Source organism: Mesorhizobium sp. WSM4844, assembly GCF_055811775.1.
In genome coordinates this window covers 19,337-35,227 of record NZ_JBVVQB010000040.1, presented here as the reverse complement: position 1 = coordinate 35,227, position 15,891 = coordinate 19,337, and the positions used below count along the sequence as shown (strand labels likewise).

General features: G+C 63.3%; 15 protein-coding genes. 6 read left to right on the top strand and 9 right to left on the bottom strand.

Annotation, left to right across the window (positions count from 1 at the left end):
• The first annotated feature begins 9 nt into the window (after positions 1–9).
• From lptG to rsmA, 5 genes are all read left to right on the top strand, one after another.
• On the top strand, positions 10–1,092 hold the full coding sequence (gene lptG, locus AC0L2A_RS25485) for an LPS export ABC transporter permease LptG (RefSeq protein ID WP_023800697.1): 1,083 nt from the start codon (positions 10–12) through the stop codon (positions 1,090–1,092).
• 128 nt (positions 1,093–1,220) lie between these two features.
• Positions 1,221–3,509 (top strand): LPS-assembly protein LptD, encoded by a 2,289-nt coding sequence (locus AC0L2A_RS25480; protein WP_268931370.1) that lies wholly within the window; start codon positions 1,221–1,223, stop codon positions 3,507–3,509.
• A 199-nt stretch (positions 3,510–3,708) separates the two neighbouring features.
• On the top strand, positions 3,709–4,641 hold the full coding sequence (locus AC0L2A_RS25475; protein WP_023800699.1) for a peptidylprolyl isomerase: 933 nt from the start codon (positions 3,709–3,711) through the stop codon (positions 4,639–4,641).
• A complete protein-coding gene (gene pdxA, locus AC0L2A_RS25470; RefSeq protein ID WP_473611163.1) occupies positions 4,638–5,666 on the top strand; it encodes a 4-hydroxythreonine-4-phosphate dehydrogenase PdxA in 1,029 nt (342 codons plus the stop codon). The genes AC0L2A_RS25475 and pdxA overlap by 4 nt, the downstream gene beginning before the upstream one ends.
• A gap of 22 nt (positions 5,667–5,688) precedes the next feature.
• Positions 5,689–6,528: a 16S rRNA (adenine(1518)-N(6)/adenine(1519)-N(6))-dimethyltransferase RsmA gene (rsmA, locus tag AC0L2A_RS25465; RefSeq protein ID WP_473611139.1), complete on the top strand. Its 840-nt coding sequence runs from the start codon at positions 5,689–5,691 to the stop codon at positions 6,526–6,528.
• 12 nt (positions 6,529–6,540) lie between these two features.
• Here rsmA and gmk read toward each other — a convergent pair whose 3' ends face one another.
• The 9 genes from gmk to fabD form a co-directional block, all read right to left on the bottom strand.
• The gene (gmk, locus tag AC0L2A_RS25460; RefSeq protein ID WP_023800702.1) at positions 6,541–7,197 is read right to left on the bottom strand and encodes a guanylate kinase; all 657 of its coding nucleotides are present in this window, start codon (positions 7,195–7,197) and stop codon (positions 6,541–6,543) included.
• 23 nt (positions 7,198–7,220) lie between these two features.
• On the bottom strand, positions 7,221–8,111 hold the full coding sequence (locus tag AC0L2A_RS25455) for a YicC/YloC family endoribonuclease (RefSeq protein ID WP_128185605.1): 891 nt from the start codon (positions 8,109–8,111) through the stop codon (positions 7,221–7,223).
• Positions 8,112–8,290: 179 nt separating this feature from the next.
• Positions 8,291–9,529 (bottom strand): endolytic transglycosylase MltG, encoded by a 1,239-nt coding sequence (gene mltG, locus AC0L2A_RS25450; RefSeq protein WP_473611138.1) that lies wholly within the window; start codon positions 9,527–9,529, stop codon positions 8,291–8,293.
• A 102-nt stretch (positions 9,530–9,631) separates the two neighbouring features.
• Complete coding sequence (gene fabF / locus AC0L2A_RS25445) at positions 9,632–10,894, bottom strand: beta-ketoacyl-ACP synthase II (protein WP_473611136.1); 1,263 nt, start codon at positions 10,892–10,894, stop codon at positions 9,632–9,634.
• Positions 10,895–10,928: 34 nt separating this feature from the next.
• Entirely contained in the window at positions 10,929–11,165 is a 237-nt protein-coding gene (locus AC0L2A_RS25440) for an acyl carrier protein (RefSeq protein WP_006203723.1), read from the bottom strand.
• Between the two features lie 189 nt (positions 11,166–11,354).
• The gene (fabG, locus tag AC0L2A_RS25435) at positions 11,355–12,092 is read right to left on the bottom strand and encodes a 3-oxoacyl-[acyl-carrier-protein] reductase (protein ID WP_473611135.1); all 738 of its coding nucleotides are present in this window, start codon (positions 12,090–12,092) and stop codon (positions 11,355–11,357) included.
• A gap of 55 nt (positions 12,093–12,147) precedes the next feature.
• Positions 12,148–12,402, bottom strand: coding sequence for a type II toxin-antitoxin system RelE family toxin (locus AC0L2A_RS25430; protein ID WP_473611134.1), 255 nt, complete (start codon positions 12,400–12,402; stop codon positions 12,148–12,150).
• Positions 12,386–12,607: a type II toxin-antitoxin system RelB family antitoxin gene (relB, locus tag AC0L2A_RS25425; RefSeq protein ID WP_091590868.1), complete on the bottom strand. Its 222-nt coding sequence runs from the start codon at positions 12,605–12,607 to the stop codon at positions 12,386–12,388. The genes AC0L2A_RS25430 and relB overlap by 17 nt, the downstream gene beginning before the upstream one ends.
• Positions 12,608–12,690: 83 nt before the next feature.
• Positions 12,691–13,632 (bottom strand): ACP S-malonyltransferase, encoded by a 942-nt coding sequence (gene fabD / locus AC0L2A_RS25420; RefSeq protein ID WP_091590540.1) that lies wholly within the window; start codon positions 13,630–13,632, stop codon positions 12,691–12,693.
• A 267-nt stretch (positions 13,633–13,899) separates the two neighbouring features.
• Between fabD and AC0L2A_RS25415 the strand changes: the two genes are divergently transcribed.
• Positions 13,900–15,825, top strand: coding sequence for an LTA synthase family protein (locus tag AC0L2A_RS25415; RefSeq protein WP_473510004.1), 1,926 nt, complete (start codon positions 13,900–13,902; stop codon positions 15,823–15,825).
• Positions 15,826–15,891: the final 66 nt, after the last annotated feature.

The following is a 15,891-nucleotide window of genomic DNA, read 5'->3' as shown; positions in this document are numbered from 1 at the left end:
GACACGCTAATGGGCTGGACTCTGGGCAGATACTTCTTCTTCCGCTACGTGACGATCACCATTTGGTTCTTCATCGGCCTCCTGGCGCTTGTGTTCCTGATCGATTTCACCGAGCTTTCCGGCCGCACGACCGGCTTGCCGGGTTTTACCTACGGCACGGCGTTTGCCATCTCAGGGTTGCGAATGCCGATGATCATGCTGCAGACGGTGCCGTTCGTCGGCCTGTTCTCGGCGATGGCCACGCTGGTCTCGCTTAATCGCAGGTATGAACTGGTCATCGCGCGTTCCGCCGGCGTATCCGCATGGCAATTTCTGCTGCCGTGCTGCATCGGGGCGCTGCTGTTCGGGGTGTTGTCGGTCGGCGTCATCAATCCGATCGCCGCGTATGCGTTTTCCTGGTCCGAAAAAATCGAAACCCAGCTCCGCTCCGGCAAGTCGAACACCGTCTCGGCTGACGCCGAGCCCTGGATCCGGCAAAAAACCAGTTCCGGCGATACTATCATCGGCGCGCGCGCCATCCTCAATCAAGGCCTGGAGATGGCCGACGCCGCCTTCTTCGTCCTCAACCCGCAAGGCGACATCGTCGAACGCAAGGACGCGGCGCACGCCTATTTGCGGGATGGTTACTGGGAACTGCAGGACGTCAAGGTGTTCCGGGACGGCAACATCCAATCGGTGGCAACCGACCGCATACCGACCGATCTCAAGCCCGAGTTCGTGCAAGAGCGGCTGGCGCGCCCGGAAACCATCCCTTTCTACGATCTGCCCGGGAAGATCGAGGTTGCCCGCTCCTTCGGCCTCAAGGCAAATGCCTTTGCCATGCAATTTGATTCACTGGTAGCGCTGCCGTTCCTTCTCGTCGCCATGACTTTGATCGCCGCAACGGTGTCGATGCGATTTGCGAGGATGGGACAATCCGCGACGATGATTCTGGGTGGCGTCCTGGCCGGGTTTCTGCTTTATGTCGTGACAGTGCTGGTCAAGGCATTCGGCGTGGCGGGATTCGTACCCACAGTCGTCGCTGCATGGGTTCCGGTTGTCGTGGCTATGTTCTTCGGGGTGACTTTCTTGCTGTACAAGGAAGACGGCTAGTGAGGGGGGCGGTTTTGCGCATCCATAGGCATGCCGATTCGGCGCGCCTCTATGGGGCGAGCGCCTTGGCGTGCCTGCTCGCTTGCGTCGTTCCGAGTATCCCGGCTTTTGCCCAGGATATCAGCGGCATGGCAGCCGACGTTCCCACCGGTTCGCAAATGCTGCTGGCGGCAGATACGCTGGTCTATGACAATGACAACCAGACCGTAACGGCCGTCGGCGGCGTGCAGATCGATTATGGCGGCAACCGCCTCGTCGCCCAGCGGGTGGAATACAATCGCAACACCAAGCGGCTCGTCGCCAGCGGCAATGTCGAGGTCATCAACAGCGACGGCACCAAGATCTATTCGCAGCATGTCGACATCACCGACGATTTCGCCGACGGCTTCGTCAACGCGCTGCGTGTCGAAACCGTCGACAAGACCTATTTCGCCGCCGAAAGCGCGGAACGCATGGGCGGCGTGCTGACGACGTTCCACAACGGCGTCTACACGGCCTGCGAGCCGTGCGAGGACAAGCCGGACAAAGCGCCGACCTGGCGCATCAAGGCCAGAAAGATCATCTGGAACGGCGAAAAGAAGACGGTTCGCTTCGAGAATTCGAATTTCGAGTTCTTCGGCTTTCCGCTCGCCTATCTGCCGGCCTTCGAGATTGCCGACCCGACCGTCAAGCGCAAGAGCGGCTTCCTGATCCCCAGCATCGCTTACAAGAGCGACCTCGGCCTCGGCGTCAAAGTCCCCTATTATTTCGCGCTCTCACCAACCTACGACCTCACCGTCACCGGCAGCGGCTATACCAAGCAGGGCTTTCTCGGCGAAGCCGAGTGGCGCCAGCGCTTCAACAACGGCCAGTACAGTCTGAAGATCGCCGGCATCCGGCAAGAGGATCCCGACGAGTTTATCGACGACGACGGGCGCAATGTCGATTCGGGTGCGGCCGGCGACCCGAACGAGTTCCGCGGCATGATGGGCACCAAGGGCCAGTTCGCTATCAATCCGCGCTGGGACTTCGGCTGGGATGTCCTGCTGCAGACCGACAAGAACTTCTCACGCACCTACGCCATCGAAGACTTCGGCGACAGCGTGCATCGCTCCTCGATCTACCTGACCGGCCTCAACGGCCGCAACTATTTCGACGTGCGCGCCATGCGCTTTGTGGTCCAGGAAGAGGCACTCCCTGACGATCCGACCGCGCGCGCCGGCAAACAGCCCTGGGTGCTGCCCTCGCTCGACTACGCCTACATCCCCGACATGGCGGTGGGCGGCGGGCAGCTGTCGCTCAATGTCAACGCGCAGGCTATCAGCCGCGACAGGCTGGATAGGGCCCTTGCCGATCCGAACAACGCTGCGTCCGTCACCAGTGTACGCGGCATCGAGGGCCAATCGGGCCGTCTCACTGCCGAAGCGGAATGGAAGCGCACCTTCACCACCGATGGCGGGCTGCTGCTGACGCCCCTTTTAGCGCTGCGCGGCGATGCCGGCTATGTCAACGCCTCTTCGGGATCGCTCAATGCCATCAATCAGATGGCGTCTAACCTCGGCGTCGACGACGATACACGATCGTCGCTCGCCCGCTTCATGGCAACCGCCGGACTGGAAATGCGCTGGCCGGTGCTGTTCTCGTCGACCAGTTCCAGTCACATCTTCGAGCCGATGGCGCAGGTGTTCGTGCGTCCGAACGAGCAATATGTCGGCGGCCTCGCTGTTCCCAACGAGGACGCGCAGAGCTTCGTCTTTGATGCCACGACATTGTTCGAGCGTGACAAGTTCTCCGGCTACGACCGCTTGGAAGGCGGCACGCGCGCCAATGTCGGGCTGCGCTATTCCGGCGCCTATGACAATGGCTGGAGCACCAACGCGCTATTCGGCCAATCCTACCAGCTTGACGGCCAGAACTCCTTCGACGCGCCGGACCTGGTCAACGTCGGCGAAGATTCGGGCCTGGAGACCGCGAGCTCCGATTATGTCGGCCTTGTCGGCTTCAACAGCCCCGGCGGGCTTTCCGGCTCGGTCAGCGGTCGCTTCGACGAGCAGAGCTTCGAGATTCGCCGCGCCGAGGTGAAGGCCGCCTATTCCGGCCTGCCGATTTCGTTCAGCGCCAAATACGCCTTCATCCAGGCTCAGCCGCTCTATGGTTTCACGACCGATCGTCACGAGGTCACGCTCGGCGCCTCGGCGCAACTTGCCGAGAACTGGCGTGTCTTCGGTACCGGCACCTACGATCTCGAGCAAAGCGTCCTGGTCAAGGACGGGGTCGGCTTTGCCTATAGTGATGATTGCTTCACCTATTTGATGACGTTCTCGGAATCCCGCGACCTGAGCACCAAGGAAGTGTCGCAGAATATCGGTTTCAACCTGTCGTTTCGCACGCTCGGCGATTTCGGCTCGACGCAAAGCTCCTTCAACACTGTCCAGTAGCAGACCACTGGCCAATAACGGACAGGCGGAATGGGCGGCCGGCCAACGCACCAGCCCGAAAAATTCAAAGTGTCTTGAGCATACGTCGTGCGTGGACGCACATCGCAGCTAACGACATCGTTTCGCCGCATAGGGCAGGCACGGGTTCCAGTTCCCTCAAAATGCGATAAAATTGGGCCGCAACCGAGATAGGATTGGGATGCTTTCGATGAGGAAATACCTCTTTTCGGCAGGGTTCGCGCTGCTGGTGGCGGCGACCTCAGCCTCGATCACCATGATGACGCCGCCGGCTTTCGCCAGCCAGATCAAATACGTCGTCAACAACGTACCGATCACCACTGGCGACATCCAGCATCGGGCTGCCTTCCTGCGCCTGCAGCGCAAGAAGGGCAATGCCGCCGAGGAAATGATCGAGCAGACGCTGCGCGTCGCCGAAGCCAAGCGTCTCGGCATCCGCATCAGCGACGCCCAGGTCGAGGCCGCCTATCAGCGCTTTGCCACGACCAACAAGATGCAGCTCAAGCAGCTCGATGGCGTCATGGCGCAGTCCGGCGTCGGCAAGGAGCATTTCAAGGAGTTCATCCGCTCCCAGATGGCCTGGAACCAGGCGCTGACCGCGCGCCATCGCTCGGAGAGCGGCGGCTCCGTGAGCGAGCAGGACGCAGTCAGGCGCATGCTCGACAAGGGCGGCAACAAGCCGACCGCCATGGAGTACATGCTGCAGCAAGTCATCTTCGTCGTGCCGGCGGCCGAGCGCAGCGCGACGCTGTCCAAGCGCAAGCGCGAGGCCGACGCCATGCGCGCCCGCTTCAACGGCTGCAATACCTCGCGCGAATTCGCCAAGGGCCTGATCGACGTCACTGTTCGCGATCTCGGCCGGATACTGGCGCCGCAATTGCCGCCGGACTGGGCCGACCAGATCAAGGCCACCAAGGTCGGCGGCGCCACCCCCACGCGCGAAACAGACCGTGGCGTCGAGTTCATCGGCATCTGCTCGTCGCGCGAAGTATCCGACGACAAGGCCGCCCAGATGGTGTTCCAGAGCGAAGGCTCGAGTGGCAAGGACGCCGACGAACTCTCCACGAAATATGTCGAGGAGTTGCGGAAGAAAGCCCGCATCGTCGAGCGCTGAAGCCGCCAGAGGCAGCGCTGGCGCTGAGCGCCGGTGATCCATCCGGCGTTGGGCCGGAAATCGCCATTGGCGCCTGGCAGGCGCGCGACAGCGCAGGTGTGCCGCCCTTCTACCTTATAGCCGATCCGGCGCTGATTGCCGCACGGGCGCGCCTGCTCGGCGCCGATGTGCCAATCATGGAGACAGTGCCAGCCGAAGCGGAGCGCGTCTTTGAGCGCGCCCTGCCCGTCCTGCCGCTTGCCGCCCGCTTCGTCGACGACCCCGGCCGGCCGGACCCGGCCAACGCCGCCGGCATCATCGAGGCCATCGACCGCGCTGTTGACGACTGCCTTGGCGGTCGCGCGGCGGCGGTCGTTACGTGCCCGATCGCCAAGAAGCCGCTCTACGACGCCGGCTTCCGTTTTCCCGGTCACACCGAGTATCTGGCGCATCTGGCGACGCTCCACACCGGCGCACAAGCAATGCCGGTGATGATGCTTGCCGGTCCCGAGTTGCGCACGGTTCCGGTCACCATCCACATTGCGCTGCGCGAGGTGCCGGAAGCGCTGACGACGGAATTGATCGTCGCGACCGCCCGCATCACCGCCGCCGACCTCGAATATCGCTTCGGCATTGCCAAGCCGCGGCTTGCCGTTGCCGGCCTCAATCCGCATGCCGGTGAAGGCGGCGCGATGGGCGCCGAGGACGAGCGCATCATCCGCCCGGCGATCGAAAGGCTGAGGGCGGAGGGCATCGACGCTTTCGGGCCGCTGCCGGCCGATACGCTGTTCCACGCCCGCGCCCGAGCCGGCTACGATGTGGCGCTGTGCATGTATCACGATCAGGCGCTGATCCCGGCCAAGGCACTGGCGTTCGACGAGGCGGTCAACGTTACGCTCGGCCTACCCTTCATCCGCACTTCACCGGATCACGGCACCGCTTTCGATATCGCCGGCAAGGGCATAGCCCGGACCGACAGCCTGATCGCGGCGCTCAGGCTCGCCCGCAGGCTTGCCGACATCGGTGCGAAGGCTGCCGCCGCATGAGGCTTTGCATGAGAGCGGTCGCATGAGCATCGACGGGCTGCCGCCGTTACGCGCGGTGATCGAACGCCATGGGTTGCAGGCAAAAAAGGCGCTCGGCCAGAATTTCCTGCTCGACCTCAACCTTACCGGCAAGGTCGCGCGTGCCGCCGGCGACCTGACCGACGCCACGGTAATCGAGGTCGGTCCGGGTCCAGGTGGCCTGACCCGGGCGCTGCTGTCCCACGGCGCGGCCCGGGTCATCGCCATCGAGCGCGACGAGCGCTGCCTGGCAGCGCTCGCGGAGGTGTCAGATCACTATCCGGGCCGTTTGGAAATCATTGCCGGCGACGCGTTGAAGACGGATTTTGCAGCGCTTGCCGAAGGCGCACATGGAGGCAATGGACCTGTGAGGATCGTCGCCAACCTGCCCTACAATATCGGCACCGAACTTTTGATACGCTGGCTGACCGTCGCCGAGTGGCCGCCCTTTTACGCATCGATGACGCTTATGTTCCAGCGCGAGGTGGCCGAGCGCATCGTCGCCCGCCCCGGCAGCGATGCCTATGGCCGGCTGGGCGTGCTGGCAGGCTGGCGGACGGAGGCAAAAATCGCTTTCGACGTGCCGCCGCAAGCCTTCACGCCGCCGCCCAAGGTGGTATCGTCGGTGGTGCATCTGGTGCCGCGGGCAAATCCGCTGGCCGCCGAAGTCAAGAAGCTCGGCCGCGTTACCGAAGCGGCCTTCGGCCAGCGCCGCAAAATGCTGCGGCAGAGCGTCAAGAGCCTCGGCGGCGAAGCCCTGCTCACCCGCGCCGGCATCGATCCGACGCGGCGGGCGGAAACCTTGAGCGTCGAGGAATTCGTGCGACTGACCAACGCGGTGTGATTGCGCCGGCCCCTAGTCCGTCTTCTCGTCGAGCAGCCCCGAGACGAAATCGAACAGGCCGGGCCGGCGGTCGCGTCTGAGCCGCTCGGCGATGACTATGCCGCGTACCTCGGCGAAGGCACGGTCGAGATCGTCGTTGATGATGACGAAATCATATTCCTTCCAGTGCTCGATCTCGTTGCGAGCGTTCTTCAGACGCGTCTCGATCACCGATTCCTGGTCCTCGGCGCGGCGCTTCAGCCGCGCCTTCAACTCTTTCATCGAGGGCGGCAGGATGAAGATCGAGACGATGTCGGCGCGCATCTTCTCCTTGAGCTGCTGGGCGCCCTGCCAGTCGATGTCGAACAACATGTCGCGGCCCTGTGCCAGCGCCAGTTCGGCCGGCTCACGCGGCGTGGCATAGCAATTGCCATGCACTTCGGCCCATTCAAGCAGTTCGTCCGAATCGCGCAGCCGCTCGAACTCACGCATAGTGCGGAAATGATAGTGGACGCCTTCGATCTCGCTGCCGCGGCGCGGCCGCGTGGTGACGGAGACCGACAGTTCGAGACTGGAATCGCTCTCCAGAAGATTGCGCGCGATCGTCGACTTGCCGGCGCCGGACGGCGACGACAACACGAGCATCAAACCCCGCCGGCGAATGCGGGAACCCAAATCCCTGGCAACCATAGGCTCCTTGGCGACCATCAGGGTTACTCCAGATTCTGGACCTGTTCGCGAAACTGGTCGACGACCGCCTTCAGCTCCAGCCCTATGGCGGTGATCGCAGCGGCGTTCGACTTCGAACACAGCGTATTCGATTCGCGGTTGAATTCCTGCGCCAGAAAATCGAGTTTGCGGCCGATGGCGCCGCCGCCTGCCAGCAGCACCCGGCCGGATGCCACATGTGTCTTCAGCCGGTCGATCTCCTCGCGGATGTCGGCCTTGGTGGCCAGGAACGCCGCTTCCATATGCAACCGGCTGGCGTCGAGATTGGCGGAGGCATCCATCAGCAGCCGCACCTGCTCGGTAATCCGTTCGCGGATCACCGCCGGCTCGCGCGACGGATCGGCCTCGGCGCGCAGTGTCAGCGCTTCGATAGCGTCGATATGACCGGACAGCAGCGAGCGCAGGGCGGTGCCCTCGCCCTGGCGTGCCTGCTCCAGCCCGCCCAGCGCCACTTCGAGCGCCGAGAGTATCGCGCTGTCGAGCGCCGCCCGCGCCTCTTCGGTTTCGACGGTTTCGGGGATGTCGAGCACGCCGCGCAGCGAAAGCAGCCCGTCGGCTGTCGCAGGCGCTGCGCCGAACATCTCCTGCAGCCGCTTGGCTAGCCCCGCCAGATCTCTCAGGAAAGCCTCGTTGACCACTGGCTGCGCCTGCTGGCCGGCTGCGCGGCCGACGGTCAGCGTTGCCTGGAAATTGCCGCGCGCAAAGCGCTTCTGCACCGTCTGCCTGACGGCCGGCTCAAGCCGCTCGAGGCCTTGCGGCAGCCGCAGCCTGACCTCGACGCTCTTGCCGTTGACCGACTTCACTTCCCAGGCGATCGACGTGCCGTCATGTTCGGCGACGGCCCGTGCAAAACCGGTCATGCTCTGCAAATTCATGATGCCCTTGCTTCCCCCTGGCGCATGATCCCGGAAGCGGTTCCGGGCCAGATCGTGCGCGGCTTCAAAATCCGGAGCGCCTGTTCGCGTCGAATCGGACGCAGGGCGCTCCTGATGACAAAATCAGCACGTCCCGGCCGTCAGACGAATCGGAGGGACGACTTCACAACCGTCCGGCGCTACTGCGCCGCCGCTCCGGCGTCGCCATCGCCGTCGTCAACCGGCGCGTCAGTCTGACCTTCCACCTTGGCGGCGTCGGCCTTGGCAGCACCGGCCTTGGCGGCTTCATCGGCCAGTTCCTTCTGCAGCGCCCGGTAGCGGGCGACGTTCTCGTTGTGCTCGGCCAGCGTCGCGGCAAAGACGTGACCGCCGGTGCCGTCGGCAACGAAATACAGGTCGGCGGTCTTCGACGGATTGGCGACGGCTTCCAGTGCCGCACGGCCAGGATTGGCGATCGGCGTCGGCGGCAAGCCGTTGATCAAATAAGTGTTGTAGGGCGTCGGCTTCTTGATGTCAGACTGATAGATCGGGCGGTCGGCGGGTTTGCCCTTGCCGCCGAACAGGCCGTAGATAATGGTCGGATCGGACTGCAGCCGCATGCCCTTGGCCAACCGGTTGAGGAAGACGGCCGCGACCCGCGAGCGTTCGTCGCCCTTGCCCGTCTCTTTCTCGACGATCGAAGCCAGGGTGACGAAGTCTTCGACACTGGCCAGAGGCAGATCGGAGGCGCGCCGCTGCCAGACTTCCTCGACAAGCTTCTTCTGGTCCGCCAAAAGCTTTTCGACCATCTGCTGGCGTGTCGCGCCGCGGGTGAAACGCAGCGTGTCGGTAGCAAGGCTGCCCTCGGGTGGAATGGTCCCCGGCATATCGCCATCGAGCGCTGCCTGGTCGGCGATGCGCTGCAGCGCCTGCTCGACCGTCAGCCCCTCAGGGACGGTCAGCGAATACATCACCGACTTGCCGCTCTTCAGCAACTCCATGATGTCGCGCATCGAGGCCTGCGGCTTGATCTCGTATTCGCCGGCTTTCAGGGCGGAATCATTGCCAAAAGCGCGCACGCCGAGGCGGAAGATGCGCGCGTCGCTGATCAGTCCGCGCCGCTCGAGCTGCTCTGCAATCTCCTGGACGCCGGTGTTCGGCTTGACCAGGAAGGTGTCGGCATTGGCCGAAGGGCCGGGCTCGTTGAATTCCTGCTTGCCGAAATACAAGGCAAAGCCAGCCGCCAGAACCATCAGCATCACCAGGGAGATGACGAAGTTCATGAACACCACGAACTGGCTGCGCGAGGCGCGCGAGCGCTTGGGCGGCGGCGTGCCGGCTTCAGGCCGCAATGCCTCGCTGGCCGTTTTCGGCACGATCGGGCCCGACGGTGCGGACCGTTGCCCGAATTGCCCGTTGTCCGCCGAATTTGTGCTCATGGCGCCCTACCGTTTGACCTTGCAACGAATCCCCTTGGGCACAGTAGGGGCGAATATGGCAAAATTGACGACACGCATAGACCGTGCCGGCCGGCGGACCGGTCAGCCATTGTAGCGCTGGAAGACCAGCGAGGCGTTGGTGCCGCCGAAGCCGAAGGAATTGGACAGCGCCACATCGATTTGGCGGGCGCGCGGCTTGTGCGGCACCAGGTCGATCGCCGTTTCGCGCTCCGGGTTGTCGAGATTGATGGTGGCCGGCGCGATGTTGTCGCGAATGGCGAGGATCGAAAAAATCGCCTCGGCGGCGCCCGCCGCACCCAGAAGGTGGCCTATCGACGACTTGGTCGACGACATCGATATTTTCGACGCGGCGTTGCCGACCAGCCGCTCGACGGCGCCGAGCTCGATCGTGTCGGCCATGGTCGAGGTGCCGTGCGCATTGATGTAGTCGACGTCTGCGGGCGTCAGCTTGGCCCGGTTCAGCGCCGCAACCATGCAACGGAAGGCGCCGTCACCATCTTCGGCCGGCGCGGTGATGTGATAGGCATCGCCGGTCAAACCGTAACCGGTGACCTCGGCATAGATCTTGGCACCGCGCGCCTTGGCGTGTTCCAGTTCCTCCAGAATGACGACGCCGGCGCCCTCGCCCATGACGAAGCCGTCGCGGTCGCGGTCATAGGGACGCGAGGCCGTTTCCGGAGCGTCGTTGCGGTCGGTCGACAGCGCCCGGCAAGCGGCGAAGCCGGCGATCGACAGCCGCGTCACCGGCGCTTCCGTGCCGCCTGCGACCATCACGTCGGCATCGCCCCACATGATCAGCCGGGCGGCATCGCCGATGGCATGCGCGCCAGTGGAGCAAGCGGTGACGACGGCGTGGTTGGGGCCTTTCAGGCCATGCCGGATCGAAACCTGGCCAGATACGAGATTGATGATCTGGCCGGGGATGAAGAACGGGCTGATGCGGCGCGCACCGCGCTCCTTCAGGATCATCGCATTCTCGGCGATGCCTTCGATGCCGCCGATGCCGGAGCCGATCAGCACGCCGGTGGCGCACTGCTCCTGATGCGTCTTCGGTGCCCACCCCGAATCATTCAGCGCCTCGTCGGCGGCCGCGATCCCGTAGAGGATGAAGTCGCCGATCTTGCGCAGTTCCTTCGGCTCGAGAACAGTCTCGGGATTGAAGGTGGCACTCTCACCATTGCCGCGCGGGATGACGTGGGCGACCTTGCAGGCAAGATCCTCCACCTCGAACTCGGTGATGCGCTTGGCTGCGCTGCGGCCGGTCAGAAGTTCCTTCCAGCCATGCTCAAAGCCTACGCCGAACGGCGAAAGCAGCCCAAGGCCCGTGACGACGACACGCCTCATCGCAGGTCCTCCTCGGTGATGACTGCAAATAGCGTCAGGCCGAAGCCTTGTCGATGTACTTCACCGCATCGCCGACAGTCAGGATGGTTTCGGCCGCATCGTCCGGGATCTCGACGCCGAATTCTTCTTCGAACGCCATGACGAGTTCGACCGTGTCGAGACTGTCCGCGCCCAGATCATCGATGAAGCTCGCCTGCTCCGTCACCTTGTCGGCATCGACGCCAAGGTGCTCGATAACGATCTTCTTGACGCGCTCTGCGGTGTCACTCATTTGGGCATCCTCGTCTTTTGTTTGTCTGTCTTCGTTAGCGGGCAGAATGCCGCTAATCAAGCTGAAAGATAGTCCTGTCGGAAACGCAACGGCACCGGACCGGTTTTTGCCCGAACCGCCGGGTTGCGGGCCGCATTACACGAAAATAGGCCGGGCTCCAAGGTGAAAAGGGGTGTTTTCCCGCAACTGTCAAATCATCGCCATGCCGCCATTGACGTGAATGGACTGGCCGGTGACATAGGCGGCTTCATTGGAAGCAAGGTAGGCGACGGCGGAGGCGACTTCGGCGCTGGTGCCCATGCGCCGTGTCGGAATCGCCGCCATGATCGCCTCTTTCTGCTTGTCGTTGAGCTTGTCGGTCATCGCCGATTCGATGAAGCCCGGGGCGACGCAGTTGACGGTGATGTTGCGCGTGGCGATCTCCTGCGCCAGCGACTTGGAAAAGCCGATCATGCCGGCCTTGGAGGCGCAGTAGTTGGTTTGGCCGGGATTGCCGGTGACGCCAACCACAGAGGTGATGTTGATGATGCGGCCATGCCGGCGCCGCATCATCGGATGGGTGAGTTCGCGGGTCAGCCGGAACACGGCGGTCAGGTTGACCTCGAGCACCGTATCCCAGTCGGCGTCCGCCATGCGCACGAACAGCCCGTCCTTGGTGATGCCGGCATTGTTGACGAGAATGTCGACGCCTTCGAGATCGGCCTCGGCCTTCTGGCCGAGGGCCTTGACCTCGTCGCGATTGGAAAGGTTCGCCGGGAACAGCTTGACCCGGTCGCCGAGCTCGGCCGCCAGCGTTTCCAGCTTCTCGACGCGGGTGCCGTGCAGGCCGACGACAGCGCCCTGCGCATGCAGCACCCTGGCGATCGCCTCGCCGATGCCTCCCGATGCGCCTGTGACGAGCGCCTTGCGGCCGGTCAATTCGAACATGTCTTTGATCCTCTTCCAAATCGGACAGGCCGGCGAATGTGGCTACCTGTAGACATCACTGCGGTGGCCCTATTGTAACCACCAGAATGACGAGCCGCTTGTCCTGCACATCGCAGATAATTCGATAATCCCCAACCCGGTACCTCCAAAAAGTCGCTAACGGTCCCTTCAGCGGCTTGCCGGCTTCACGCGGATTGTCGAGGGCGGCCATACGGTTCTCGATGAAGTCGCGGAGCCGGTGACGTGTCTGCGGATCCAGTTTTTCAATAAATTTGCGCGCCGAGCGGGCATACTCAAGCGTCCAGGCCACGCCAGAAGTCCTCGGCTGTCATGACGTCCTCCTCGCCACTTCTGATCCGCTCCAGCACTTCGGCCGCGAGGTAATAGTCTTCCACGTCCTCAAGACCGCGCTCGATGAGTTCGCGCAGATAATAAGCTTTACTGCGGCCAGTCCTGGCCGCGAGAAAATCCAGACGCTCTTCGATTTCGGGGGCAAGTCGGATTGATGTCGGCATTCCGATCTCCTGTGAATACATGTATTCACATATCCCGACGAGGCTAAGAATTCAAGCGCCCGCATCAGCCGGACGCGCATGGTTCAATCGAGCGCCGCCAGCGCCGCCTCGACATCGGCCGGCGTGCCGACCGCACCGGTGGCGATGTCGCGGTTGATGCGCCGCGCCAGTCCCGACAGCACCTTGCCGGCGCCCACCTCGTACAGCGTCGCAATGCCGTTGGCGCCAAACCATTCCACCGTTTCGCGCCAGCGCACGCGCCCCGTCACCTGTTCGACCAGGCGGTGGGCGATTGCATCCGGATCGCTGGACGGCGTGACCGACACGTTGGAAACCACGGGTACGAACGGCGCGTTCTTCGTCACGCCGGCCAGCGCCTCGCGCATGACCTCGGCCGCCGGTGCCATCAGCGCCGAATGGAAAGGCGCCGAGACCTGCAGCATCAGCACCCGCTTGGCGCCCTTTTCCGTGCACAGCTTCGCCGCCTGCTCGACCGCCGCCCTGGCGCCGGAGATCACCAGTTGGCCACCGCCATTGTCGTTGGCGATCTGGCAAATCGACTCTTTGGCCGCTTCAGCGCAGGCGGCTTCGACATCGGCCTGTTCCAGCCCGATGATCGCCGCCATGGCGCCCTCGCCGGCCGGCACAGCCGCCTGCATGGCATTGCCGCGGATACGCAAGAGCCGGGCGGCATCGGCGACCGAAACGAAACCGGCGGCGGCAAGTGCCGAATATTCGCCGAGCGAATGGCCGGCGACATAGGCGACCTTGTGCTTCAGCGAGAGGCCGCGCGATTCCAGCGCCCGGATGGCGGCGAGCGACACAGCCATCAGCGCCGGCTGGGCATTGGCGGTCAGCGTCAGCCTTTCTTCCGGCCCTTCCCAGATCAGCTTCGACAGGTTTTCGCCAAGCGCGTCATCGACCTCTTCGAAGATCTTCCGCGATTCCGGAAAGGCGTCGGCGAGGTCCTTGCCCATGCCGACAGCCTGGCTGCCCTGTCCCGGAAAGGTGAATGCGACGGCCATGCGTGCCTCCCAAGCGGCTGATTTTTCCTGCCTGTGACGCAAGGCGGGCTGACAAGTCAAGTCCGCTCGCAGCCCGACCCGGGCCGCTCCGGCTCGGTATCGCTGGCCGAGTACCTGTTCCAAAAGGCTTTTTTTCGATCACTCATGATGAAAATCGCTCACGATTCGTTTGCTGGCTCTTCTTATTTCAGCCACAGACGCTAGCTTTTCGTGACATATCGATGACAGCTCAATGACACTTTTGTGTATGGTCGGGGGAATTGTAAGGTGGCAAGGATCAAGAAAGGCGTTGGCAAATCCGCGCCGCAGTTTCTGGAAGGCGATCCGGCCACCGGCTATCTGCCAGGCCGGAAATGGCCTGTTATCCGCTATGGCCTCGTCAGCCTTCTCGTCGCCACCATCCTGGTTTTTGCCATCGAACTGATCGTGCGCGGCGACTTTGCCGGCACCGTCGGCTTCTTCCTGCAGCCCTTCAAGCCGGGCTGGACCACCATCATCATCTTCGCGCTGATCCTCATCGGCCTCGATGCCGTGCTCGGCCGCAGCCACCAGAGCCTGATGATCGTCGCGCCGCTGACGCTGGCGCTGGCCTTTGTCGGCCACCAGAAATCGCTCTATCTCGGCGATCCGCTCTATCCGACCGATTTCCTCTATTCACGTCAGATCGTGGCGCTGATGCCGCTGCTGGTGCGAGAACGTCCGGGAACCGCCATCGCTCTGGCGGTCGGCATCGTCGGCAGCCTCTCGCTGCTCGTTTATGGCTGGCGGCTGTGGCGCCGCCGCGTACCGGCGCTCGGTCGCAAGGGGCGCCTGGCCCGGCTGACGCTGACCGTGCCGCTGCTCGCCTTCTTCGTGTCGATCATGGATTACGCGACGTTCTCGTGGACCCGCGACCGGCTGCAAATCATCCCGATCATGTGGGACCAGAAGGAAAATTACGCCTCCAACGGCTTCGCACTGGCCTTCGCCCTCAACGTGCCAATGGCCCATGTCCCCGCGCCTGCCGGCTACTCCGACAAGGCGATCGCGGCGATCGAAAGATCTGGCGTGAAGGCATCGGTGCCGGCCGAGAAGCCAGACATCATCATCGTCATGAGCGAATCCTTCTGGGATCCGACCGAACTGCCCGGCGTCACCATCACGCCCGATCCGATTCCCAATGTGCGGGCGCTGCGCTCCGGCCACGTGTTCTCGCCCGAATTCGGCGGCATGACCGCCAATGTCGAGTTCGAGGCGCTGACCGGCTTTTCCAACGCCTTCCTGCCGGCCGGCAGCATCCCCTACCAGCAATATGTCCGCGCGCCGGTGCCGTCGATGGCGACGTTCCTGAAGAGCCAGGGCTATGAGACGCGCGCCATCCATCCGGGCACAAGCTGGTTCTGGAACCGAACGCCGGTCTATGCCGATTTCGGCTTCGATGACTTCAAGTCCGAAGAAAACATGCCATATCTCGAAAAGCGCGGGCCGCTGACGTCGGACGCGGCGATGACCGACGAGATCATCCGCGAAGCCGACGCCACGGACGATCCGTTCTTCTACTTCGCGGTCAGCCTGCAAAATCACGGACCCTACGAACCGAATCGCTATTACAATCCGACCCACAAGGTGCAGGCTCCGACCAGCCAGTGGGCAAAGGATTCGCTGCTGAGCTTCACGGAAGGCGCATCCGACGCCGACAAGAGCCTCGAGCGCCTCATCGAATGGGCGAAGAACCGGCGGCGACCGACGGTCATCGCCTTCTTCGGCGACCATCTGCCGCCGCTCGGTCCGGTCTATGTCGAGACCGGCTTCCTCAGGGATAACGTCGCGCCACGCAAGGAGCCGCCCGACCAGATGCTGCTGCATCACCGAACGCCGCTGATCGTATGGTCCAACCGCACCGGTCCGGTCGCGGACATGGGCACTGTCAGTCCAGCCTTTCTGCCCTACCATGTCCTGACCACGGCCGGGATCAGCCACCCCTATTACACCGGCTTCCTCGGCCAGATGCGCGAGCGCTACAGCGTCGTCGACCGCAATTTACTATTGACGCCGACGGGCGAGGACACGCCCGACTGGGGGCGCAAGAAGCAAATCGACCCGGCGATTCGCGATTTCCGTCTGCTGCAATACGACATGATGTTCGGCAAGCGCCGTGCAGCGCCCGATTTCTTCCCTGAGACGGTGAACAAGCGGATCCCGCATACAAGCTGAAGATGCCGCGACATGTCGTCCTGAGCGCGGCGGTTTTTCGGCTCGCCCTTGTCTTGCGGCCAAATT

Coding starts and splice junctions, on each gene's coding strand:
- AC0L2A_RS25475 (WP_023800699.1), top strand. CDS start 3,709: ATGCTTTCGATGAGGAAATACCTCTTTTCGGCAGGGTTCGCGCTGCTG.
- AC0L2A_RS25455 (WP_128185605.1), bottom strand. CDS start 8,111: ATGAATTTGCAGAGCATGACCGGTTTTGCACGGGCCGTCGCCGAACAT.
- lptG (WP_023800697.1), top strand. CDS start 10: ATGGGCTGGACTCTGGGCAGATACTTCTTCTTCCGCTACGTGACGATC.
- rsmA (WP_473611139.1), top strand. CDS start 5,689: ATGAGCATCGACGGGCTGCCGCCGTTACGCGCGGTGATCGAACGCCAT.
- AC0L2A_RS25480 (WP_268931370.1), top strand. CDS start 1,221: ATGGCAGCCGACGTTCCCACCGGTTCGCAAATGCTGCTGGCGGCAGAT.
- AC0L2A_RS25440 (WP_006203723.1), bottom strand. CDS start 11,165: ATGAGTGACACCGCAGAGCGCGTCAAGAAGATCGTTATCGAGCACCTT.
- fabF (WP_473611136.1), bottom strand. CDS start 10,894: ATGAGGCGTGTCGTCGTCACGGGCCTTGGGCTGCTTTCGCCGTTCGGC.
- mltG (WP_473611138.1), bottom strand. CDS start 9,529: ATGAGCACAAATTCGGCGGACAACGGGCAATTCGGGCAACGGTCCGCA.
- fabG (WP_473611135.1), bottom strand. CDS start 12,092: ATGTTCGAATTGACCGGCCGCAAGGCGCTCGTCACAGGCGCATCGGGA.
- gmk (WP_023800702.1), bottom strand. CDS start 7,197: ATGGTTGCCAGGGATTTGGGTTCCCGCATTCGCCGGCGGGGTTTGATG.
- fabD (WP_091590540.1), bottom strand. CDS start 13,632: ATGGCCGTCGCATTCACCTTTCCGGGACAGGGCAGCCAGGCTGTCGGC.
- relB (WP_091590868.1), bottom strand. CDS start 12,607: ATGCCGACATCAATCCGACTTGCCCCCGAAATCGAAGAGCGTCTGGAT.